Origin of the sequence: Arthrobacter sp. LAR12-1-1.1 (genome assembly GCF_040676555.1) — a bacterium.
Classification (GTDB): domain Bacteria; phylum Actinomycetota; class Actinomycetes; order Actinomycetales; family Micrococcaceae; genus Arthrobacter.
The window spans coordinates 1-19,949 of record NZ_JBEGIG010000010.1 but is presented as its reverse complement, the minus strand read 5'-3'; the positions used below and the strand labels follow the sequence as shown (position 1 = coordinate 19,949).

Below are 19,949 nucleotides of genomic sequence, written 5' to 3'. Positions count from 1 at the left end.
CCGGTGGCCTTCCCGTTCCGCGCCATGACCAGGGCGGCTAGTCGAACCGCTGCCCTTCGGGCCTGGATTCCAGCAGCGTGAACACGAGCAGGATGATCCGGCTGACTAGGGACGGCCGGCGTCGTTCAGCTCTGGAGCAGGGTCCGACGGGGCGGGTTCCTTCACCCTGGACAGCGCCGTTCTGAGCTCCGGCTCCCGCGCCTGCAGCCCAAGGTCGGCAAGATTCTGCAGCCCATGATCCAGCCATGTCTGAGCGAACTGCCTGCTCTTGGCGGACAGATTCCGGCGGCGCGAGAGTCTGAGCCCACGCTTGACGCGTTGTTTGGCCGTGAGCCCCCAGTTGGCCCAGACCGCCTCCAGAGCTGCGCTGAGGATGTCAAGGATCAAATCCAGCATGGGTTCTCCGCGGTCGTGGATGGAATCTCCGGTGGGTGGTCGGGGAAAGTCTGCCATACATCGTCTTCGGGAAGCCGCCGGGAAGGCAGGTGTGTGCGGATCGCGCCGTCTGGCCTCGCGAATCCCTCCCGCCAGCGTCAGCAGCCTGACGCACCGGGTGGAATACCGCTGACGATTCCCAGAACCGGCATTGCTCTGAAGAAGCCGGTCTTTAGCCGATCGGATGCCCCTGGCTGCAGGTTGTTTGCCCGGGCAGAATGTCTCCAACAGGAGCTGTGGGACGCTGGTGCCGACACAGATGGCCCCGTGCCGATCACCGGTACGGGGCCATTCTGTGCGAACGGTCAGGCGCTGCGCGTTTCCCGGGACAACCCGATGCCCATGACGACCAGTACCGGGACTGACAGCAGGAAATTGAAGAAGAACATGCCGGGGCCGGCTCGGCCCGCAAGGTGCAAGAAGCCCACGAAGAGTGCAAGCCCAGCGAAACTCAGCACCGTGACGGCCACCCCTCTCCCCCGGCTCCGCTGCTTGGCCAGCAGGACAATGCCCGACACGACTGTCCCGCCGGCGGCGACAAGCGACAGGAAGGCTAGGATGCCGAGTCCCAGGGAGGCCCCGACAAGGAATTGGAGAAACAGCCAGGACCCCAGCACGATCGACGTGATGCCAGCCCCAACCCGGTACCAGGAGGACTTCGGAGCATTCGAAGCCCCCGCGTAGGTCCACTGGCCGTCCGGTGAATACCGCGGCTGCGGCGCCTGCTGGTAGGCCGGATACGGCTGCTGGGATGGTTGTAGGTAAGGTTGCTGGCCGTACGGCGGAGCGTAGGCCTGGGGGGCACCGTAGGACGGCGCGTTGCCCGCGAAGGGGGCATGTTGCCCCTGCGGCGGGTAGGGCGGTGTCTGGGGATACGGCGGCACCGGCGGGACGGCCGGGATGTTCTCAGTCAATGTTCCCCCATGAAGTTGTGAGCGGTTCGAAGCCAGATTACAGCTACTGCACTCCCAGAACAGTTGACGCACCGGGGCCGACGCGACGGCAATGCAGGAGGGTCCGGCTACCCCGCCGTCGCCTTCCAGAAGCGCCGGCCATGGTCTGCCCGGTGAGTACGACGCGCCCGCCGTGCACGTGGGCCGCATGGCATAACCGACGAACTGAAAGAATTAACCCATGAGCAATGCCCCCGTCATCACCGCCGAAGGGGTGCTGACTATCTTAGAGAGCATGGCCTCATCCTTCAGCAGCCTCCTATATGTGCCCTTGACCCGATGTCCAGGTGCACGCCTCCGACCTTTGCGATCCCCCGGCCAAGGCATTCTTGTAGCTGACCGCCGGCACCACCCTGCCCGATGACGATGAGGAGGACGAGTTCGATGACCACCCTGCTGACGACGCCATCTAACCCCGCCACCCTGACCACGACAGCCACCACCGGCCGGTTCCGTGAATGGACCGTCAACCTGGCGCCGACCCACAAGGTACGCGACACGGCCAAGGACCGCCCGTTCACCGCCGACCTGGCGATCATCAGAATCAGCGCCACCACCGAAGACGCCCCCTTCACTGTCCTGCGCGTGGACCTGCTCGGTAACGGCAAGAAGAAACGCCTGTCCCGCCATTACCGCAACGATGTGGCCAACCCGAACTTCAGCATCCTGGCCGCACCCGCCTGGGTCCGTGATCTGTTCGTGGACGTTACTGGCGCCCCCGAGCTAGTCAACGCCTACGCGGGCCCGGCCCTGGGCGCCGGCGTCTACGCCGAGCACACCACCCCGGATGTCCGCTTCCCGGCCCCGGCAGAACAGCGGGTGGCCGCATGATCCGCTCGCAACAAACAGGCGCGTGACCGTCCCAATAACGTCCGGCACAAAATGGGTCCCGGATGGCTGGAGCCTCAACGTTCGCCAAGGTTCTGCCAAGCATCGGTGCATCTGATTGAACAGCGCTCTGCTTCCACTCTAGGCTGACGGCAACCGGCGAGCCGGATCCCCGCCCGCACTGCCGGGCCACACATCATTGGAGCACTACGCATGTCGATTGCGAAGAAGCTGGGCGCTGTCGTCCTGACCGCAGCCGTTCTCACTGGAGCTGGTGCCGGTGTCGCCACCGCGGCCCCGACCACGGCCGCCCACTCGGTGTCCGCGAAGGCCACCGAGGCGAAGGCCAAGGCGGAGTTGAAGAAGCAGGCGGCCGCCGCGAAGCTTGCGGCAGTGAAGGCCAAGGTCACCGCCCTGAAGGCTGCCGCCGTCGCGAAGAACGCTGCCGCCGTCGCGGATACCGCGCAGAAGCGCGCCGCCCAGGAAGCCAAGAAGATCACCAAGAAGACCACCCAGGCCCAGAAGCGCGAAGCCGCGGCAGCGAAAGCGGCCGCCGCAAAGGCAGCCGCTCAGGCGAAGGCTGCAGAGGAAGCCGCCGCCGAAGCTGCGGAGGCCGCCGCCGAGGCCGCCGCGGAAGCTGCCGAAAAGGCCGCAGAAGCCACCGCAGAAACCTCTGTGGAGCCGGCGGAGGAGTCCGCCGACTCCTGATCCGAACACCACTGGCAACGCCCCCTTCGGATGCACCGGCCGCCATCAGGTGGCCTTCGGGAAGGGGGTGTTGCCGCGTCCCGCCCTTTCGCCGCATCGCCGCACAGCCTGCCGCCCGCAGACCCTGTCCGTCACGCTCGTGCAGGACTACGATCTTGCCTGTTGACCAAGCACACCGTGACCAGCACAGGCGGGGGCAGACGCAGAGTGAGGAAAACGCTGTGACCGGAGAAACGAGGCTGAGCGGACCGCACTGGCGGCGGGTGCTGGCAGCCCTCGCCAATAACGACGCGCGGACCGCCTACGCGCAAATCGTGCTTGGCGCCCCGGTTCCCGACGTGGCTGGTGATCTGAATGACCGACGGCGGAACCGGGCCATCGCCGCCCTGCTTGAGTGTGGGCTCGTCGAACGGAATGCTGCCAACGAATTGGAGGCGTCTGAGTCGATCTTCCGTGAACTGCTCACGCAGCAACCCCGGCGGCAGGCGCAGACCGGATTGGCTCGCTTCATGCGGCTGGGCAGGATCGAGAGGTATCCAGCCAACATGGCGGAGCGGCGGGAGCTCCTGGCATGGATTGTCAGCGAAGCCATCGGGCCGGGCGAAAAGCTAACTGAAAAGCAGGTCAATGAACGGCTCCTCAGTTACAGCGATGATGTCGTTATGCTGCGCCGCTACATGATCGACTTCGGACTGTTGGAACGGACCCCCTCCGGCTCTTCCTACTCGCGGCACGAGGAACCATAGGCTTGGAACTGGGCGTTCTTGCAGCGTCGCAACCCGTTCGGGCGCCAACTTTGCGGGAAAGGCCTCATGGAAACTGCGCAATCACCACATGACTCCAGGTTCATACGTGCCCGCGCTCCATTCCTGCCCTTGGGGATCAAGAACTCTGGTCCGCCGCGTGCCCCATTCGGTGTTCTCGGGGTCAATCACTGCCGTAGCGCCGGCGGCCAGTGCCTTCCGATGGAATTCGTCGACATCCTCGACGAGAAGGTACAGTCCCTGACCCGTGGATCGGCCGATCAGGGCAGGCCGCTGGTAGTCGGCATCGTTGCTCGCCACCATCAGCACTGCCTCACCCATGCGAACCTCAGCGTGGAGGACCTGGCCGCCATCTCCGTCCTGACGGCGAACAACGTCAAACCCGACCCGCTGCATCCAATCCAATGCGGCGGACGCGTCCGCGTAACTGAGGTAGACGAACAGCCTGGTGTCCATAAAGGCATGGTATTCCCCAGCCCTTCCCTTCGGAACAGCTCAACGTTGCGAGCAACCAGCTCAAGTTCGAGTCGCTGCACGCGCAGAGCAGGAAGAACTTCCCGGACCTGCCAGAAGATTCTTCGGCGTAATCAACCACCGCACAGTTTGGAGAGTTGATGTTGTTCGACCAGAGGATCAGGACAGGATGGCATTTCGGCGCACCGACTGTCGTCAGTGCACGTCCTCCCCCTTCAGGGCTAGGTGCTCCGCTGCGACGGCGTCGACGGTGCGGAGTTCGCCGAGCACATTGACCTGCTCGAACCAGGTGTACCAACCGGAACGCTCGACACCTTGCAGGAAGGCGTTCGCGAGCTCCGCGTTTGGGGCCTGCCACACCGCGAACCAGTCGTAGTCCGCGCTCTGTCCGGCCGATCGGTCGACAGAACCCCAGCCCAGCGTGGTGATTCCCACCTGCGCCATCTCGACCATCGCCGCTTTGATCTCGGCGAAGAGATCCTCTTTCGTTTTGAGCGGCGCCGCGAGGAACTCGGGCTTCGCTGTCCAGGTCTCTACCACGACGTACATAGCTTCCCCTCCGAATCTGTGAAGCAGTTGACGTGCAAGGGTCACGCTAGGGGTGCGCTCCCTGCCCTACAAGAGTCGAATGGTGGGATCGACGCCGCCAGCTGCCACATCGTTTCAGACGCGATCTGCCCACGCCCGCCGTTCCGACATTCCCAAAAGCGATGTCTGCAAGTGCTTCCTTTAGCTTGTCCTTGGCGATGACGGGCCAGGACAAGGCCTGACCGAGTTGCCGGCAGAGCGTGGTCTTCCCGGAGCCAGGAAGTCCATTTATCAATATCAGGGATTTAGCCATAGTCCGTTGTCGGTTCAGGGTCCGAAGTCCGTGCCGCGGGCAGGAGTCGCCGGTCGTAGCGCCGGAGCCGGTGGTGGTTGCAGATCGAAAACGAGCAGCCCGTCCTGGACTGTGCGGCCCTACCGCGGCGGCAGCTTGAGTGCCATAGCGGATCCGCCCCCGCGCCTCACGGGCTCGGCGGCTGCGACCATGCCGCCGTCCGGCAGGAATTCGATGGCGGTCGCGGCGCCGATCTCCGCTGCCGAGGTGAATGCATCCCCCGACGGCGTGAACTGATGGCCAAAGGGTGCCAGCTGGCTGCCGTGCGCGGCGATGAACTCGGGCTCGGCCGTGACCTTGGCCGTGTTGCGCTGCGAGGCACGAGGTGCAGCGATCGCCTCGGAGATGGTCATGCCCAGGTCAACCCGGTTCAGGATCGTCTGCAGGACGGTTGTGATGATGGTAGAACCGCCGGGCGAGCCGAGAGCGAGGAACGGCTTGCCCTCCTTGAGGATGATGGTCGGCGACATGGACGAGCGCGGACGCTTCCCCGGCTCGATCCGGTTCGGGTCGGTCTGGTTGTATACGGTCGAGAAGTCGGTCAGTTCGTTGTTGAGCAGGAAGCCGCGGCCGGGCACCACCATGCCGGACCCGCCGGTCTGCTCGATCGTGAGCGTGTACTCCACCACGTTGCCCCACTTGTCCGCGACCGTCAGATTGGTCGTCGAGATGTTCTCGGTGTCCTTCTCGTCAGCGGGCGCCACAGCGGCAGCCGGGCACGCGCCGTCGTACGAGGACACGTCCCCCGGCGCAACCGGCTTGGCCGCCGCGTGCAGCGGGTCGATCTGGCAGGCGCGCTCCTTGCCGAACAACGGGTCAGTGAGCGCAGCGGTGGGGACACCGACAAACGCGGGGTCACCCACGTACTTGCCACGGTCCGCGAAGGAAAGTGCGGTGGCTTCGAGGTAGTGATGAAGGGCGCCGGGCGTGGACATCCCGGACAGGTTGGACGGCTCCAGGATGTTCAGCGCCTCGCCGACCGTGGTGCCGCCACTGCTGGACGGCGCCATGCCGTAGACGTCCAGGTCGCGGTAGTCCACGTGCGTGGGCGCCTGATCCAGGGCGCGGTATGCGGCGAGATCCGCCGTCGTCAGTTGGCCTGCCGGGACCGGCAGCTGTGTCTTGGAAGTCTTGGGCGGAGACTGCACCGTGGCCGCGATCTCGGCCGCGAGCGGGCCGCCGTAGAAGCCGTCCGTGCCCTTCTTGGCGAGGAGCCGGTAGGTCTCGGCGAGGTCGTGGTTCTGGAAGACACTGCCGACGGCGGGGGCGTCGCCACCCGGGAGGAAGAGGTTGCTGGTCGAGGTGAACGCCTCGAACCGGGGCTTGTTGTCGAGGGTCTGCTGGCGGAACGTCTTGTCGACCACGAACCCACGGGTCGCCACGTTGATGGCAGGCTTGAGGGCATCGCCAAGGCTCAACGTGCCCCACCTGTCGAGGGCACGCTCCCAGGTGGCCGGCGTGCCGGGGACGCCAACGGAGACGCCGCTCGTGACGAGTTCGGGCGTGAAGCGGTAGGGCTGCCCGGTCGCCGGGTCGATGAACGCGTCGTGGGGCATCGCTGACGGTGCAGTCTCGCGGCCGTCGATCGTGCCCACGTCGCCGGTCTTCGCGTCGTAGAACACGAAGTAGCCCCCACCGCCAATCCCGGCGCTGTACGGCTCGGTCACACCGAGGGTTGCGGCTGCGGCGACGGCTGCATCCGCCGCGTTGCCGCCCCTGCGGAGTACCTCGATCGCTGCAGCCGACGCTTCGGGATCAACGGTGCTCACCGCGCCACCGTACCCGGTAGCGGTCGCGGTCTTTCCCGTCTCCCGCGGATCGGCGAACGCTGGGCCGGCGACGACGCCGCCGGTCACGCTCAATGCCAGGGCCGCCGTGACGGCCACCAGCCCACGTGTCATATATGCCATGATCGCTCCCGAGTCCGTGTGATGCGTGTTGACAGTGGCTGTCACGGTACTACGGCGGCCTGTGACACTCAACACCTGCGTCAACGGCACTGGATGCCATCTGGGTAGCCCCTCAGGAGAGGTCGGTCGGGTCCTCGTTGACCTCGTCATTGTCGAAGCCTTCGGGTCCAGCGTGTCGTGTGGGATCATTCCCAGCTACTCCCGGTAGGCCTTGTGCTCCTCGTGGCTGGGGTCGTTGACGGCCTGGACATTGTTCGCCCGGCCCCACGTGCCGCCGCTGTCCTCTGCCGGCCGCGGCGCCGCGGCCAGCCTTGGTCGTTGGCCGTTGATGGCAGGCCGTAACAGACATCTCCGGGCGTCAGCCAGTGCCGGCGTCGCGCTGCATTGATCCGCTAATCCGCTAATACCTGGCGCTAACGACCCGGCCGCTGACATTCTAGTCAGCACAGTCGTAGGCTACTTTGGAGACCGGACACTAGTAGCCTGGCCTCGGGCCCCGAAAGAAGGACTGAGTGGACAGTGATGCTGGTACGTGGTTTCTGAGTCGCGCTGAGTGGGGGAATCTGGCCACAGACGTCCACGCGGGCGGTGACGGATCGCCGTCCTGGTCGGAGGGCAATCTAGTGCGGCCCCTGATTCATGGAGCGACCTACTTCGCCCGACTGTATGAGGAGTTGACGGCTCTGCAGGCGGGAGACCGCGTGTGGTTCACCGACTGGCGTGGCGACGCCGACGAGCGGCTGCTGACGGACGGACCGTCGATCGGCGACGTGCTCGCGGCGTTGGCCCGCGCGGGAGTGGAAGTGCGGGGCCTTGTCTGGAGATCCCACGGAGAGCGTGTATCGGCCCCGATCAGCGGCCGATCCAATGAGCTCCTAAGTCGTCAGGTCAACGACGCCGGCGGCGAGGTGCTTCTGGATCAGCGTGTACGCCTGTTCGGCTCCCACCACCAAAAGATCTTCGTCATCCGCCATCGCGACGACCCGTCGCGGGACGTCGCGTTCGTTGGCGGGATCGACCTTTCCCACACCCGTCGAGACGATGCCGACCACGCGGGAGATCCGCAAGCGGTGGACATGGATTCCCGGTACGGGAAACGACCCCCCTGGCACGATGCCGCCCTCGAACTGCGTGGCCCCGTGGTGGCAGATGTCCTGGCGGTGTTTGCTGAACGGTGGAACGACCCCCATCCCCTGGACCGGCGCACCCCCTATCGGATGCTGCTGCAACGTCTGGCCCGTATGCCCCGGCACCCCGAACCGCTCCCGCCCACTGCACCGCCGCCGCCACCGGCGGGCCCTCATGCCGTGCAGCTGCTGCGCACCTACGGGGTGAAACGTTCCCCGTTCCCGTTCGCTCCAACTGGGGAACGCAGCATTGCCCGCGCCTATGCGAAGGCCTTCGCCCGCGCCCGGTCGCTGATCTACATCGAGGACCAGTACCTGTGGTCAACAGAGGTCGCCACCGGAATTGCGGAGGCCCTCGAACGGAACCCCGAATTGAACGTGATCGCCGTCGTGCCCCGCTACCCCGACTCCGACGGTCCTCTCGCAGGGCCGGCTATCCGGATCGGGCAACTGCGTGCCATCAGGATGCTGCGCCGGGTCGCGCCGGACAGGGTCGGCGTGTTCGATCTGGAGAACAGAGCCGGAACTCCGATCTACGTCCACGCCAAGGTCTGCATCATCGATGACACCTGGATGACCTGCGGCTCAGATAACTTCAACCGCCGATCTTGGACAACCGATAGCGAGCTCACCTGCGCCGTATTCGACACGACTGCCGACAACCGGGACGCGCCCGGCACGGACAACGGCCACGACACTTCCCGGCCGTTGGCCCAAGGGCTCCGGCACCAACTTTGGGCCGAACACCTGGGCCTGGAGCAGAACGATCCCCAGTTCCACGACCCGGTGGCCGGGCTCGAGCTTTGGAACACCACCGCAGACGCTCTCGACAGCTGGCATGAAACCGGGCACCGCTCCCCCCGACCGGCCGGACACGTGCGCCACCACACCACAGAGCCAGTGTCGCCCCGCCAACGTCTCTGGGCAGATCCGTTGAGCCGCCTTGTCATGGACCCGGACGGTCGCCCCCACCGGCTGCGCGGCACTACCCGGTTCTAGGCAAGCAAGTCTGGTGCAAGGGCTGCGCGGACCTCCGACTGCCAAACACGGCACAGCGCTTCCCGACTCGTGATTAGCCCACCGTCTGACCCGCAGGTGCCTGCTCCTTACCCTAAGCATTATCCAGATCGCAGCAGCGAATGACAGGACTAGCAGTGCAACCTGAAACGTGGCAACAAACCGGTTAGTCAATGTCTGTGGCAAGGCCCGTCACTATGAACGACGCGGCGGCTCCGGTCTCTATTGCCGGACCATGAGCAGAGGGAGTTCGGTGCGGACGCCGATTCGGTCCGGCGAGACAAGGCTCAAGACAGCCAAGTGGCTGGAAGCTCACAAAGCGGTCCCTGCACGACGTTCCGTGCAAGGACCGCTTTGTTGAGATCCAAAGGGACTAGACCACCAACTACCCGTGCCGTTTCTTCCAATTAGAACTTCATCTCACAGAAGAGACGGTGTAAATAGACAAGCTACTTGGTCCTGAGAACCGTTCCCCTGCACACTATTATCCCGGTGGCATTGGCTTGGTTCCGCCTCCCCACGGACAGGCAAGATGGTCCTTTTCTACACCCGAAGGAAAGACCGGAAGGTCAGTCCAAGCGGGGCTCGCGGACAGTCTCCACTTGCCGCCGGCTATTCGGTGCCACGCGAACGAAGGTTGCTGAGCCGGCTCGGCGCCATAAAACCGCGTGTTACTAGGCGATGTCCAAGATCAGCGGCATGTGGTCGCTATGCGCCAACCAGTCTTCTGAACACCCTACTCGGAGATCGGCCGGGATGCCGTCGCTCAGGAATGCGAAGTCAATGTGATGCCCGAATCGGAGGTTCCGGGTGTGAAAGTACGTTTTCGTCGGCTCCGCCCCTTGGTCGTTCACCGCGTCGCGGTGGTACACGCTGCTGAGTCCAAGCCCAGCAAGCTTTTCGACCAGCATGCTGTGGTTCCTCTTGGGATGCGCCCTCTCCCAGACCGTGTTGCTGTTGAAGTCCCCCATAAGCAACGCCCGGCCGCCAGCGAGGAATCCAGCGTGGCGGTCGACTATCTCATGGGTCACGCGAACATACCTTAGCTCGCGATTCAACTGATGCGCCCAAAGGGCAATGACGTTGAGTCCGTCGATCGAAAAGGGAAGATGCCAGGGCAAATTGGGATCCGCGTGTTCTGAAATTTTGTAGCGAGCGTTGGCGAATCCAATAACTCCGAGACCTTTGTTCAGATTGCTGCCCGTCCATGCCGCGAAGGGATGCTCAGCCGCGGAAATGTCTTTCTTGGCGACCTCTTGGAGAATGACGACGTCGGGCTGCAGCGCCTCGATCAGGTGGCGCTTCTTGTAGTACGCCATAGAACAGTTCCACGAGACGATTCGCACTGGGCTCCTTTGTGTTCGGCGAAAGTGCTGATGGCATCTTATCGACGCCACTTATTTGAAGGCAGCTTGGACAATTGCGGCTAAGCACACACACTCTGACGGGACTCAGTCAGCGAGCCCATCCACTATCCACCTAATGACGGTCGGGGCTTGAGAGTTCCAAATCGCGCCCCGGGTCTTCGGGCTTTTCCCTGGCCGCCCGGTCAGCCTCGATCCGTTTTGCCTGCTCGATAAAGCTACGTTCGGCCACGTTAAGTCTCCGCGAGATCTGCCAGGAAGCTCCATGAATTTCCGACCTAAACTCCCACATAGTGTTCACCTATGGGCGAGTAGGCCACGGTTCATTTGAGCATATTCAAAAGGCAGCTAGCAAAGCAAAGTACCGGCTCGTCCAACCTGAACACGAATCTCGAATCGTAGTGGAAATGTCAGCGTGGGCTGTGAGATGTAGTTCAATTTGGAAAGAACTTCCCACAAGGAATCGCCGGGCTCCCGCGGACGCACGTGCCTGCGAACCGGGTCATCGCGGCCAGTCTAATTGGAAGTTTGTGGCGCCGGTTCCCTAAGTTTTGCCGGATCGGTCAGGTGCAGTTCCGACGCTAGCGACACGCTGCCTATGGTGTACAGATCTTCGTAACCACTTCAGAAAGTCTGTTGATCAGTACCTGACTTCCTTACGGGATTGGGGCTGGATCCGGGTGGCATACGCGCCGTCGGCGTTGATCGCGGCCCGGAGACCTCTCTGGGCCGGTTCGAATTCGAACTAGTAATATCCCGACCGCCGTCCGAGACTGGAGTCGGAAGCGAGGGCAAGAAATGACGAGCCGGTATGACGTGGCCGTGGTGGGTGCGGGCAGTGCAGGCTGCGTGTTGGCTTCGCGGCTCAGCGAGGACGCCGACTGCGAGGTGGTGCTGTTCGAAGCGGGGCCGGACTACCCGTCGGCGAGGCTTCCGGCTGACCTCGCGGACGGCATCCATGGCACCAGCACGGCTTCGCACGACTGGGGGCTTCATGGGACGGGTGTCGCCGACGGACCTCCGTTGGACCTTCCACAAGGGCGGGTGACCGGGGGCTCGTCGGCCGTCAACGCCACCTTCGCCCTGCGCGGGCATCCGGCCGATTACGACGGCTGGGCATTGCCGGGATGGACGTTCGCCGACGTGCTGCCGTCTTTCCTACGCCTTGAGCATGACCTGGACTTCGGTTCGTCGCCCTATCACGGGACGGACGGGCCGGTACCGATCCGCCGCTATCGGGGGGACGAACGGTCCGAGCTCACGCTCGCCATGGAGGACGCCATCGCGGACGTGGGGATCCCGCGAATTCCAGACCACAACGCCCCGGGGGCCGTCGGCCTGTCAGCGATACCAGTCAACTGTGTGCGGGGCCTTCGGGTCAGCACCGCTCGGGCCTATCTGGATCCCATCCGCTCCCGGCCCAACCTGACGATCCGCGCGACCTGTCCGATCGCCGAGGTCGTGTTACGTCGCGGGCGTGCAATAGGTGTCCGGTCCTCCGACGGCGAGATCGTCGCGGCCGATGAGGTGATTGTCTGCGCTGGCGCCTACCACTCGCCCGCGCTGCTCATCCGGTCTGGCATCGGCCCCGCCGCGGACGTAGCCGCATTGGGCAGTCCCGTCACGATGGACCTGCCCGGTGTGGGGACGAATCTCGCCGACCACCCCTGGGTGGCAATCGACCTGCCGTGTCTCCAACCGCTGGGAGACCCTCCGCTCTTCCAGGTGATGGCGACAGCCCGGAGCAGCCGGAGATCCGCTTCGGATCCCCCGGATCTCCAGCTCATGGTGTGCGGACCGTACCGGCTCGGGGACGGGTACCGCTGCTTGCTCGCCGCAGCCTTGCTGAAGCCGGCGTCGCGCGGTGAGGTGCGGCTGCTCACACTCGACCCGAACACCGCACCGGCCATCGACCTCGGGTACTTCCGCAATCCGGTGGACATCGACCGATTGGTGGAGGGCCTGCAGCTCGCGGACGCTGCCGTGGCTCACCCTCACCTGACCCAGATCACTCGCGGTTCCCGGCTCGCTCCCCAGCCGGAACTGGTCGCTGACGCCGTCGCCGTTCGCGCCTGGATCAAGGCCACGGCCACGACTTACCACCACCCCGTGGGCACCTGTGCGATGGGAACGGACCCTCGGGCCGGCGCCGTGGTCGACACCTCGGGACGGGTGTACGGAGTGCCGGGCCTCTCGGTAGTCGACGCCTCGATCCTCCCTGAACCGCCGTCGGCTAACACCAACATCCCCACGATCATGGTCGCCGAGCACATCGCGACCCGGCGTCGCGGGGTCGGGGCGGGACTCTGAGGCAGCTAGGAGGTATGCCACGTTGGTCGGCATGGTCTCGGCCCGCCGTCGGGAAAGCGACCGAAAGCAGGCCGCCACGGCTTCGACCATTTCTGTTGGACGGAGGACGGATAGTCAATGCCGGGATTGATCCGCGTCGCGTCTCGAAATTGGCGTTCCCCAACGGGGAATTGATGGGATCGCCGGATTCTTTGGTGTGTCCTGCGGCCTCTTCCTATGTTGCGATCGGGTGGGGCCCGACCGCGGTCGCCACCCCAAGCTGCTATTTGGCACGCCTGTTGTCGGCTATTTCGAGTCCGGTGTAGCGGGGCTCTTATCCCTCGCTGCCACAGACCTGACGCGTATCCCGTCGCCAGACCCTGTGCAGTGGGATGATGTTGAGCCCTGCCACGAAGTTAGGCGGCATCTCCCCGTGGCCGCCCGACAGCAGAGGGGCCCTGCACGTTTAGTTTCGACGTTCAGGGCCCCAAACTGACAGCCGAAGGACTCGTCCCGACTGTGAGACCCAAGGGCACTTGGCGAAAAGCGCCAGATGCGGACCACCGTGATTCCGCGGTTTTGGTGGACTACTGCCAATGTCGGCTGACTGACCTAGTTGGCGAAATTGTCCGCGGTGGACATCGCCGGCCCCGGCTTAGGCAATGTAAGTATCACCGGGCATCAAAGCTGTGGCCGGCGCCGCACACCAGGGTGCGGGCACCGCCGCCACCGAAGCGGAGAGCGTCCCGGCACACCGGGCACAAGAGGGGGGAATCGGGGGCGGGAGGCATAGCTTCATCCTAAGCGCGGAACCCCGGCCCGCCTCGCGGGCAGGGGGCCGGGGCAGGTCACGCTGGAGCCTTCCCGCCGACGGCGGCCGGCCGGGGAATGGGACGGCCGTGGCGTCCGCGGCGCAGTCCTTGTTCGGCACGTGGTGATACAGCGACATCGGGTTCGCATCGACCGCGGTCGCGAGTTTGCGCATGGTGAGCGCCTCGACCCCGTCCGCGTCGATAAGCCGCAGGGCGGCGGCGTAGATCCCGGCCTCGGTCAGAGGCACCTCCCTCTTCCTGGTTCCCCGCAGGGAACTCTTCACCTTTTCCACACAGGGACGGTACCAGATTCATACAGTGTATGAAAAGGGGTCTCGGCCGCGCGGCGGGATGACGATCGCCCGCGCGACTCCGGGTTGCGGTCAACCTTCCATACGTTGTACGGTTTAAGTTCCATACAACGTATGTTTACGCGGTGCACCCGGCATCGCGGGCGCCCTTGCCCATACCGCCCCGCACAAAGGAGCAACCCATGACCGTTCAGTCCATGAACGACTCGCCACCCATAACAATGCCTCGAAGGAACCCCATCAAAGCGCTGCTGTGTGACGCCTGCGGCCAACTGCCCCACCCCTCGAAAGCCCGGCTTACCCTGGCCAACGTCACAGCCATGCTGCCGATTGAGCTTGTGGTTCATGCCGCTGTAGTGAACGCGGCACTCCCTTATGTTCTGAAGGTACTGGTCCTGACTTTGACGGCCACCGTACTGGCTATCTGGGTCGCCGAGCCCTCCGTCCGGCGCGCATTGCGGGGCTGGCTGCACGCACCGGCGCTGCGCCACCGGCGCCGGCTGCACAACTCTGCGGCCCTGTGGCGGGTCCGCACTCTGATCGATTACAGCAACGAAGCCCAGGAGAAACTGGCAGAGGCCATCTCCGGCGTCGACGCCGAGATCCTCGTGTGCCGGAATCACACCGTTGCCGGCGGGATGCTGGACGAGCTGGTCGTCTCCACGCCCGATCATGTCACCCACGCGGAACTACTCGCTGCGGCCGCGGGCGGCGGAGGACGGGATGTCCGAGCGTGGCCGGCGACAGCCCTGACCGTGGCGGACGGCCAGACCAAGGCCCTTGCCCTTGCCCTGCGGGTCGTGGAGGACCCAGGCGAACTCCAACTCGCGGTCGCCGAACTGCTCGACGCCAAGCCCGTCGCGGCTCCCACCACCGACAGCACCTCACGCGCGACCAGCAAACCGGCATGTGATGGCACCGTCCTGAAAATACCATCCCCCCGGCATGGACCCCTCGGCTTCTCCCGCCCCCGGGCGCCCTTCACACCGGCCGAATCCGCCCGGGCACACCGGCTAGCCGAGCTCGCCGAGCTCACTGAATTGACACGAAAACACCCGGTACGGCCTCGGCAATAGAAAACCGGGAGGTGTCGTTCCCGCTGCGGGAACCGCACCGAAAGGAGACAATCATGACTGCAGCTCTGCCTTCACCTGTCCGCTCATGCTCGGAACTTTCCTATGGCGACGAAATCGAAGCCTGGCGCTTCGGCAAGCTCCTGCACCGAGGAAGGGTGAGCTACCCCCTGCCGTCGGTGGAGATGTTTTGGATCATTTGCTCAAGGACCGGAACACGCAAGCTCGTGGACATGGAGGCGGCCGCCATTCTCCGAATTGCAGCCGCAGCCGGTGACGCGGGACCGGCGACTCGACCGCCGCCGTCATCCACCTGGCGTGAGTCCTCCAAATCTGGCCGCAATATGTGCCAGCGAGGGCAACCGGACGCCGTAGGGGCCATCCAAAAAGCGAACCATGGGCAGCTACCGGAAGGAAATGGCAATTTGCGGTATCCAGCCTCGCAGGAAAGAGCAGGAGACAACGCCCAATGTTAATCCACAAGGAGCCTCGCAGGGCTCAGTCGGCTCCTGGGCTGCACTGGAGCTCTGTTGCTCAGTGAACCATTCCCAACACCACCATTCCAGCTCGTACTTTGCCCACCCGTCCCACAGGGACCTGCGTCTCAACGTAGTCGTCCGACTAGACGCCGTCGAAGAGACCGCCAAAGTCGACATTCGAGGCGTCCTGACGCACACCAACCTCCGGGCCCTCTACGTCGTCTGCCGCCGGGTCGTCACCAAGTTTCCGGGGTATGAGGTGGTGGTTAATCTCGCGCATGCCGGGGTGACGGCCGCGGCCTTCGATGAACTCCGGGAGCACGCCCGCCAGTCCAGTCTTTCCTCTGGCATCGACTCCTCGGCGACTTCCTGCCGGCTGCGGATCGTGGAGCCACCGGTCACCCTCAAAGTCCAAGAACACGCCTCTGCATTACCGGGCGCCTGATCACGGCACGCATTGCCGATACACGGCGACGTGCGTCAGCTCCCTGACCTGAGGTACTGGTAGAGGGTTTCGCGGCTGTTGCCGAACTCCCCAGCCAGGCCGGTGTTCTGCCCCCCGACGCCGTAGCTCCTCCGTCAGGCCCCGGGGCAGGGCCCTTCGCCGAAGGCAGGTCACCTTCCCGATCAAGCCATCGGCGGTGCAATCAAGGGTATCCATCAAGGCCACGAGCACCTGCAGATTTAGCCTCTTCGGTTTCTCCGCAGCCAGCCGGTAGATCTGGCTGGCCGACGGTGGGCGACATGTCAGGTAGACACAATCAAACATGACCTTTCTCATGACCCTCGGCATCGGTTTCCTGATTTCCCTTTGCCCACGTTCTTATGTTCGCCACCATGCTGATGCTGGCGGGCCTCGCCCGGTTGGCCGTTCTGACTTTCACAGCACTTTGTGATGCCGCCCGCTATCGCGCTCTGCTCTTTGGTGCGGAGACAACGACTCTGGACGCCCATGGAAATCCGGTTCACTCTTGACCCTCTACGGGACAGATTTGAAGAGATCGGTGGGCCGTTGGCCCGGCTGACAGACCAACGCCAACTGCCGCTGCGATTCACAAGTTAGTAGTGCACCTTGGCAGTTCTCGATAACGAAGGATTCCGAGAAGGGGAACAATCGAGAGTCGGTGTCTTCTCAGATCCCGGAAAAAGCTGACTCCTGCCATTCTCACAAATAGTTCTGACAAGATACGGTCGCCCCAATTCCTCACGACGAGTTTTGAGAACCAAAGCTCTATACAGTCACCGAAGTGCCGTCCCCGGCTCCGCGTCAACCAAAGGTCCCGCGCGGGCGGCAGGGAACAGATCTGCCCTATATATTCGATTCATGATCATGATCCCGGTAGACGGCAGCAGGGCCAGCGATTTTGAAGGCATCGATTATGCGGCCTACTTCCGAGGACCAGCAGTCTATGACAGTGAAGAAGTGACCAACCGTGTTTTGAACCTTCTCGATGATTTCCTGAAGGAAAAAGGGCTCTCCTCCCGACGGTGCTGGCACGCCGGCATTGGTGCCGCCGCGGGCGCTCCGGCATTTTTCGAGACCCTGCTCTGGATCCAGGAACATTGGGAGTTCCTGGCAGGGGCGGCGTCGGTCGTGTTGGCGCGAGTGGCAAACGTCCGTGACAAATGGCGGCAGCTGAAGAGACACATCGAGGAACGAATCCTGGACCCTTATAAGCCTTCCTTCGACGTTGAGCTGGGTGTTAGGACTATGGGTGAGGGGGAAGACGCCCGACAGGAAGCCGCGCGGTCGTTTCGCTCCTTACTGACGCATGTACCGGACATTAGCGCGCTACTTCGGCATGAGCTACCGGATCAAAGGTTCAACATCCGAGTTCTAACTACTGGTTCCTCGCCCGCATCCGCCTACGCATACTTCAAAGTTCCAGAAGTAAAGCGTTCGGATGTCGCAAAAATGCTCCGCTTCCTACAGAAGAAGGATGACCAGGACGGGGCCTCGGCCGTGTTGCTCTACCGCAAGTTTGGCTTCATCACACGGCTTGAGGCGAGTGAAAACGGCGGTGAATTCATGCGCTTGACGATGCGCTGACGGGTACCCGGCATCGGAGTAGTCTTCCGGCGGCGGTTCTAGCTTCGCCTGCGCCTGGCTCAAGTCCTGGGAGCGAAGGCAGGTACTGAACGGACCGTAATGTCCGGAACCCCTGTGCGCCTGATGCCCTTGCGTCGATCCCTTCGCGAGGGCCAGTACCAGATGCCCGCCAACGCAGCCGACACCGCCACTGACCCAATCAAGCTTCCGCCGTCCCGATGGACAAAAACCGGCATACGAAAAACTTAAGAAGAACTCACGCCACGATGGATGAGCCCACAGTGCGGAGTCCGGTGGCGCACGCTGAGGGATCCTTTACCGGGCGCCGCCGCGAGTGAGCGTGACCAGTAACGGTCGTATTCGTGCGCTGGCCACACCGCATCGTCCGCGGCTCCTGACGCCGCGCCAATTCGCGGAACGCCGACACTGACCTTTGCACGAAACACTGCACGTGTGGAGTTGGTCGCTCTGTGGCGGCGTTTTTTGGTCGCTCCGTGTCGCAACAGTGCCCGTAAGGCGAGCACCTATTCCCAATACATCGCAGCCGCACGTGAGCAGAGGCGCATCTCATGACCGCCGACACGAAACGCCGAGGCTAGTCGACGCACCGGATCGCGTCGCAGACGTTCACGGCTGGGCGTGACGCTCCAACGCGTCCAGAGTCGTCTCGGGCGATGTGTTGAAGCAGAAGGTGATTCCGGGCGATTCCGCATTGCACACGTTGATGATCCGTTCGAAGAGCTCGGTGTACTCCGGGATCATCCTGATGCCGCCCCCGATCATCACGAGGCCGAAACGATCACGACCGAACGCCGAGCGAATCTCTGCTTCGGCCTCGTCCGGGGAGGTGCCGATCAGGCAGTTGACGGCGTCGAAGCCGGCGGCCGTAGTGGCCCCGAACCCCGCTTCGATCCGTTCGGTCATCGTGGCCTCGTCGAGGCCAGGAGGCAGCTTGCTATAGTCGAGGGCTCGCGCGTGGATGCCGATCATGAGGATTCGAGTCATGGGCCTCATTGTGGCATGCACGCCTCACCAACGAATTAGCCAAACCGCACCACCAATCAGGCGGGGCCCGCTGGATCCTTGCTCGACCCGCCCCGCCCCAGATGAGCTGTTCCTGTAGTGCAGAGGACTCCTGACGTTCCGTGCAGACGACTTCGGAAAATGACATCGGTGGGCCGGCCCCAGGTTGCGACCGCCCGTTAGACGGTCCCCCACCGGCGCCAGCGCCAGCCAAGATTTCCAGATCACGATCGCCGTCTTTCCGCGGCCGGCCGATTCCCGTAAGACCCGCCCGTAAAAATGCCCGGTGACGGGGGGGATAAACGGTACATTCAACACAAAGACCGGGCTGCTGACCGGATAAGCCCGCGTATCCACCAACGACCAAGACCTAACCGCCCAGAAGAACGCCCTTCTCGCTCTGGGAGTGGCACCGGACAAGACATTCACGGACCAGGGCCTCACCGGCGCCAACCGGGCACGGCCGGGACTCCGGGAAGCGCTGGCCGCCTGCCGAAACGGGGACACCCTGGTCGTGACCAAACTCGACCGCCTGTCCTCCATGCGGGGTCGACATCGGCCGGGGGTCTGGCTGTGCCGGTTCTTCCGGTTTTGCTGCGTCGGCCATGAGCTGGTCAATGCGTGCCGAGTCCGTCTGGGCGGCTTTGAGCGCATCGGCGTGCTTGAAGGGTTCCGCCAGTGCCTTATCTGCCTGTCCGACGCGCGACCCGGTACGGTTCACACCGCCATCGAGCGGGTGGTTAGGCTGGGTGGATGGCGACAGCTATTCTCGTGCGGCACGGCCGCACCACAGCCAATGCCACTGGACTGCTGGCCGGTCGGGCCGTCGGCGTCAGCCTGGACCAGATCGGGCGCGACCAGGCGGCTCTGACCGGAGACCGGCTCGCGGCCGTGCCCGTAGTCGGGGTGGTGTCGAGCCCTCTTGAGCGTTGTCAGCAGACCGCCCGGCTCATCCTCGATCGCCAGGCTGGCACGCCGTACGCGCCGGTCGATCTCAATCTCACCGAGTGCGATTACGGCCAGTGGCAGGGCCGCACGCTCAGTGATCTCGCGACCGAGGATTTGTGGCCGGTTGTGCAGTCGCAACCGTCCGCCGTCGTCTTTCCGGCGGTGAATCCATGGCCGCGATGCAGGCTCGGTCAGCGGCAGCGATTCGACGCCACGATGCAGCCTTCGAAGCCGAGTACGGGCCAGGGGCCGTGTGGGTGGCGGTGAGTCACGGTGACATCATCAAGTCAATCCTCGCCGACGCGCTCGGCATGCACCTTGACCTGTTCCAGCGTATTAACGTGGGCCCCGCGTCCGTATCGATCGTGCGCTACGGCGCTAGGGCGTGTCTCCTAATACTTTGAGCCAGACGGTGATCGCGCGAAGGACGACGGCGCCGCGGTACGTGAGGGCGAGCTTGTCGTATCGGGTGGCGAGCCCGCGCCATTGCTTGAATACGTTGAA

At 63.9% G+C, this 19,949-nt stretch carries 18 protein-coding genes and 3 pseudogenes; 10 read left to right on the top strand and 11 right to left on the bottom strand.

Features of this window, described 5'->3' with window-relative positions:
- Nucleotides 1–105: 105 nt before the first annotated feature.
- Both MRBLAR12_RS07600 and MRBLAR12_RS07595 read right to left on the bottom strand, forming a co-directional pair.
- Complete coding sequence (locus MRBLAR12_RS07600; RefSeq protein ID WP_229994874.1) at nt 106–396, bottom strand: hypothetical protein; 291 nt, start codon at nt 394–396, stop codon at nt 106–108.
- A 344-nt stretch (nt 397–740) separates the two neighbouring features.
- Entirely contained in the window at nt 741–1,349 is a 609-nt protein-coding gene (locus MRBLAR12_RS07595; protein WP_229994875.1) for a hypothetical protein, read from the bottom strand.
- Nucleotides 1,350–1,772: 423 nt separating this feature from the next.
- On the opposite strand from MRBLAR12_RS07595, the gene MRBLAR12_RS07590 reads away from it, so the two are divergent.
- The 3 genes from MRBLAR12_RS07590 to MRBLAR12_RS07580 all read left to right on the top strand — a co-directional run bounded on the left by MRBLAR12_RS07590 (nt 1,773) and on the right by MRBLAR12_RS07580 (nt 3,670).
- A complete protein-coding gene (locus MRBLAR12_RS07590; protein WP_229994876.1) occupies nt 1,773–2,219 on the top strand; it encodes a hypothetical protein in 447 nt (148 codons plus the stop codon).
- A 210-nt stretch (nt 2,220–2,429) separates the two neighbouring features.
- Nucleotides 2,430–2,924 carry a hypothetical protein gene (locus tag MRBLAR12_RS07585; protein ID WP_229994877.1) on the top strand — a complete coding sequence of 165 codons (495 nt, stop codon included), beginning with the start codon at nt 2,430–2,432 and terminating at the stop codon, nt 2,922–2,924.
- A 221-nt stretch (nt 2,925–3,145) separates the two neighbouring features.
- Entirely contained in the window at nt 3,146–3,670 is a 525-nt protein-coding gene (locus MRBLAR12_RS07580; protein ID WP_229994878.1) for a DUF2087 domain-containing protein, read from the top strand.
- Between the two features lie 81 nt (nt 3,671–3,751).
- Here MRBLAR12_RS07580 and MRBLAR12_RS07575 read toward each other — a convergent pair whose 3' ends face one another.
- From MRBLAR12_RS07575 to ggt, 4 genes are all read right to left on the bottom strand, one after another.
- Nucleotides 3,752–4,144, bottom strand: coding sequence for a VOC family protein (locus MRBLAR12_RS07575; RefSeq protein WP_229994879.1), 393 nt, complete (start codon nt 4,142–4,144; stop codon nt 3,752–3,754).
- Nucleotides 4,145–4,357: 213 nt separating this feature from the next.
- Nucleotides 4,358–4,711 carry a DUF6616 family protein gene (locus tag MRBLAR12_RS07570; RefSeq protein WP_229994880.1) on the bottom strand — a complete coding sequence of 118 codons (354 nt, stop codon included), beginning with the start codon at nt 4,709–4,711 and terminating at the stop codon, nt 4,358–4,360.
- Nucleotides 4,712–4,757: 46 nt separating this feature from the next.
- Nucleotides 4,758–5,003, bottom strand: coding sequence for an AAA family ATPase (locus tag MRBLAR12_RS07565; RefSeq protein ID WP_356815788.1), 246 nt, complete (start codon nt 5,001–5,003; stop codon nt 4,758–4,760).
- Between the two features lie 119 nt (nt 5,004–5,122).
- Nucleotides 5,123–6,952: a gamma-glutamyltransferase gene (gene ggt, locus MRBLAR12_RS07560; protein ID WP_364744877.1), complete on the bottom strand. Its 1,830-nt coding sequence runs from the start codon at nt 6,950–6,952 to the stop codon at nt 5,123–5,125.
- 674 nt (nt 6,953–7,626) lie between these two features.
- Here ggt and MRBLAR12_RS07555 point away from each other — a divergent pair.
- The gene (locus MRBLAR12_RS07555; protein ID WP_364744874.1) at nt 7,627–9,078 is read left to right on the top strand and encodes a phospholipase D family protein; all 1,452 of its coding nucleotides are present in this window, start codon (nt 7,627–7,629) and stop codon (nt 9,076–9,078) included.
- A 692-nt stretch (nt 9,079–9,770) separates the two neighbouring features.
- Here the strand turns inward: MRBLAR12_RS07555 and MRBLAR12_RS07550 are convergent.
- Nucleotides 9,771–10,442 (bottom strand): endonuclease/exonuclease/phosphatase family protein, encoded by a 672-nt coding sequence (locus MRBLAR12_RS07550; RefSeq protein WP_364744871.1) that lies wholly within the window; start codon nt 10,440–10,442, stop codon nt 9,771–9,773.
- An 816-nt stretch (nt 10,443–11,258) separates the two neighbouring features.
- On the opposite strand from MRBLAR12_RS07550, the gene MRBLAR12_RS07545 reads away from it, so the two are divergent.
- Nucleotides 11,259–12,770, top strand: a complete 1,512-nt coding sequence (locus MRBLAR12_RS07545; RefSeq protein WP_364744868.1) for a GMC family oxidoreductase — start codon at nt 11,259–11,261, stop codon at nt 12,768–12,770.
- 634 nt (nt 12,771–13,404) lie between these two features.
- On the opposite strand, the gene MRBLAR12_RS07540 is transcribed toward MRBLAR12_RS07545, so the two are convergent.
- On the bottom strand, nt 13,405–13,854 hold the full coding sequence (locus MRBLAR12_RS07540) for a TetR/AcrR family transcriptional regulator (protein WP_364744865.1): 450 nt from the start codon (nt 13,852–13,854) through the stop codon (nt 13,405–13,407).
- Nucleotides 13,855–14,054: 200 nt separating this feature from the next.
- On the opposite strand from MRBLAR12_RS07540, the gene MRBLAR12_RS07535 reads away from it, so the two are divergent.
- Together MRBLAR12_RS07535 and MRBLAR12_RS07530 are read left to right on the top strand one after the other, a co-directional pair.
- Entirely contained in the window at nt 14,055–14,948 is an 894-nt protein-coding gene (locus MRBLAR12_RS07535) for an amino acid-binding protein (RefSeq protein ID WP_364744862.1), read from the top strand.
- Nucleotides 14,949–15,482: 534 nt separating this feature from the next.
- Nucleotides 15,483–15,869: a hypothetical protein gene (locus tag MRBLAR12_RS07530; protein WP_364744859.1), complete on the top strand. Its 387-nt coding sequence runs from the start codon at nt 15,483–15,485 to the stop codon at nt 15,867–15,869.
- Here the strand turns inward: MRBLAR12_RS07530 and MRBLAR12_RS07525 are convergent, their stop codons facing one another.
- Nucleotides 15,870–16,193 carry a helix-turn-helix domain-containing protein gene (locus tag MRBLAR12_RS07525; RefSeq protein WP_229996141.1) on the bottom strand — a complete coding sequence of 108 codons (324 nt, stop codon included), beginning with the start codon at nt 16,191–16,193 and terminating at the stop codon, nt 15,870–15,872.
- Between the two features lie 555 nt (nt 16,194–16,748).
- Between MRBLAR12_RS07525 and MRBLAR12_RS07520 the strand changes: the two genes are divergently transcribed.
- On the top strand, nt 16,749–17,474 hold the full coding sequence (locus MRBLAR12_RS07520; RefSeq protein WP_229996139.1) for a hypothetical protein: 726 nt from the start codon (nt 16,749–16,751) through the stop codon (nt 17,472–17,474).
- A gap of 627 nt (nt 17,475–18,101) precedes the next feature.
- Here MRBLAR12_RS07520 and MRBLAR12_RS07515 read toward each other — a convergent pair.
- On the bottom strand, nt 18,102–18,479 hold the full coding sequence (locus MRBLAR12_RS07515) for a hypothetical protein (protein ID WP_028275079.1): 378 nt from the start codon (nt 18,477–18,479) through the stop codon (nt 18,102–18,104).
- 418 nt (nt 18,480–18,897) lie between these two features.
- On the opposite strand from MRBLAR12_RS07515, the pseudogene MRBLAR12_RS07510 reads away from it, so the two are divergent.
- Both MRBLAR12_RS07510 and MRBLAR12_RS07505 read left to right on the top strand, forming a co-directional pair.
- Nucleotides 18,898–19,035: pseudogene (locus MRBLAR12_RS07510) on the top strand (recombinase family protein); the annotation flags it as partial.
- 215 nt (nt 19,036–19,250) lie between these two features.
- A pseudogene (locus tag MRBLAR12_RS07505) lies at nt 19,251–19,825 on the top strand (MSMEG_4193 family putative phosphomutase); the annotation flags it as partial.
- Here MRBLAR12_RS07505 and MRBLAR12_RS07500 read toward each other — a convergent pair.
- Nucleotides 19,824–19,949: pseudogene (locus tag MRBLAR12_RS07500) on the bottom strand (IS5/IS1182 family transposase); the annotation flags it as partial. The pseudogenes MRBLAR12_RS07505 and MRBLAR12_RS07500 overlap by 2 nt on opposite strands.

Excerpts from the sequence above, each read along its gene's own strand:
- MRBLAR12_RS07600 (WP_229994874.1), bottom strand. The coding sequence starts at position 396 with ATGCTGGATTTGATCCTTGACATCCTCAGCGCAGCTCTGGAGGCGGTC.
- MRBLAR12_RS07590 (WP_229994876.1), top strand. The coding sequence starts at position 1,773 with ATGACCACCCTGCTGACGACGCCATCTAACCCCGCCACCCTGACCACG.
- MRBLAR12_RS07585 (WP_229994877.1), top strand. The coding sequence starts at position 2,430 with ATGTCGATTGCGAAGAAGCTGGGCGCTGTCGTCCTGACCGCAGCCGTT.
- MRBLAR12_RS07575 (WP_229994879.1), bottom strand. The coding sequence starts at position 4,144 with ATGGACACCAGGCTGTTCGTCTACCTCAGTTACGCGGACGCGTCCGCC.
- MRBLAR12_RS07570 (WP_229994880.1), bottom strand. The coding sequence starts at position 4,711 with ATGTACGTCGTGGTAGAGACCTGGACAGCGAAGCCCGAGTTCCTCGCG.
- MRBLAR12_RS07565 (WP_356815788.1), bottom strand. The coding sequence starts at position 5,003 with ATGGCTAAATCCCTGATATTGATAAATGGACTTCCTGGCTCCGGGAAG.
- ggt (WP_364744877.1), bottom strand. The coding sequence starts at position 6,952 with ATGGCATATATGACACGTGGGCTGGTGGCCGTCACGGCGGCCCTGGCA.
- MRBLAR12_RS07545 (WP_364744868.1), top strand. The coding sequence starts at position 11,259 with ATGACGAGCCGGTATGACGTGGCCGTGGTGGGTGCGGGCAGTGCAGGC.
- MRBLAR12_RS07535 (WP_364744862.1), top strand. The coding sequence starts at position 14,055 with ATGACCGTTCAGTCCATGAACGACTCGCCACCCATAACAATGCCTCGA.
- MRBLAR12_RS07525 (WP_229996141.1), bottom strand. The coding sequence starts at position 16,193 with ATGTTTGATTGTGTCTACCTGACATGTCGCCCACCGTCGGCCAGCCAG.
- MRBLAR12_RS07520 (WP_229996139.1), top strand. The coding sequence starts at position 16,749 with ATGATCATGATCCCGGTAGACGGCAGCAGGGCCAGCGATTTTGAAGGC.
- MRBLAR12_RS07515 (WP_028275079.1), bottom strand. The coding sequence starts at position 18,479 with ATGACTCGAATCCTCATGATCGGCATCCACGCGCGAGCCCTCGACTAT.